Below are 1,403 nucleotides of genomic sequence, written 5' to 3'. Positions count from 1 at the left end.
CTGAGGACAAGCCCTCGGCCTATTAGTACCGGTCAACTCCACCCCTCACAGGGCTTCCATATCCGGCCTATCAACCCAGTCGTCTACTGGGAGCCTTACCCTCTCAAGGAGGTGGGAGTGCTCATCTCGAAGCAGGCTTCCCGCTTAGATGCTTTCAGCGGTTATCCCTCCCGAACGTAGCCAACCAGCCATGCCCTTGGCAGAACAACTGGCACACCAGAGGTTCGTCCGTCCCGGTCCTCTCGTACTAGGGACAGCCCTTCTCAACACTCCTACGCGCACAGCGGATAGGGACCGAACTGTCTCACGACGTTCTAAACCCAGCTCGCGTACCGCTTTAATGGGCGAACAGCCCAACCCTTGGGACCTACTCCAGCCCCAGGATGCGACGAGCCGACATCGAGGTGCCAAACCATCCCGTCGATATGGACTCTTGGGGAAGATCAGCCTGTTATCCCCGGGGTACCTTTTATCCGTTGAGCGACGGCGCTTCCACAAGCCACCGCCGGATCACTAGTCCCTACTTTCGTACCTGCTCGACCCGTCAGTCTCACAGTCAAGCTCCCTTGTGCACTTACACTCAACACCTGATTGCCAACCAGGCTGAGGGAACCTTTGGGCGCCTCCGTTACCCTTTAGGAGGCAACCGCCCCAGTTAAACTACCCACCAGACACTGTCCCTGATCCGGATCACGGACCCAGGTTAGACATCCAGCACGACCAGAGTGGTATTTCAACGACGACTCCACCATGACTGGCGTCACGGCTTCAAAGTCTCCCACCTATCCTACACAAGCCGAACCGAACACCAATATCAAGCTATAGTAAAGGTCCCGGGGTCTTTCCGTCCTGCTGCGCGAAACGAGCATCTTTACTCGTAATGCAATTTCACCGGGCCTATGGTTGAGACAGTCGAGAAGTCGTTACGCCATTCGTGCAGGTCGGAACTTACCCGACAAGGAATTTCGCTACCTTAGGATGGTTATAGTTACCACCGCCGTTTACTGGCGCTTAAGTTCTCAGCTTCGCCCCACCGAAATGGAGCTAACCGGTCCCCTTAACGTTCCAGCACCGGGCAGGCGTCAGTCCGTATACATCGCCTTACGGCTTCGCACGGACCTGTGTTTTTAGTAAACAGTCGCTTCTCGCTGGTCTCTGCGGCCACCCCCAGCTCAGACAGCAAGTGCCGTCACCAGGAATGGCCCCCCTTCTCCCGAAGTTACGGGGGCATTTTGCCGAGTTCCTTAACCATAGTTCACCCGAACGCCTCGGTATTCTCTACCTGACCACCTGAGTCGGTTTGGGGTACGGGCCGCCATGAAACTCGCTAGAGGCTTTTCTCGACAGCATAGGATCATCCACTTCACCACAATCGGCTCGGCATCAGGTCTCAGACTATGTGC

General features: G+C 56.2%; 1 rRNA gene. It reads right to left on the bottom strand.

From position 1 onward, the window contains the following. Nucleotides 1-2: 2 nt before the first annotated feature. Nucleotides 3-1,403, bottom strand: a 23S ribosomal RNA gene (locus tag ABT238_RS38720); the annotation flags it as partial.

Origin of the sequence: Kitasatospora sp. NPDC001527 (genome assembly GCF_040298605.1) — a bacterium.
In the GTDB taxonomy this organism is placed as follows: Bacteria; Actinomycetota; Actinomycetes; order Streptomycetales; family Streptomycetaceae; genus Kitasatospora.
This window is presented reverse-complemented; position numbering and strand designations above follow the sequence as displayed.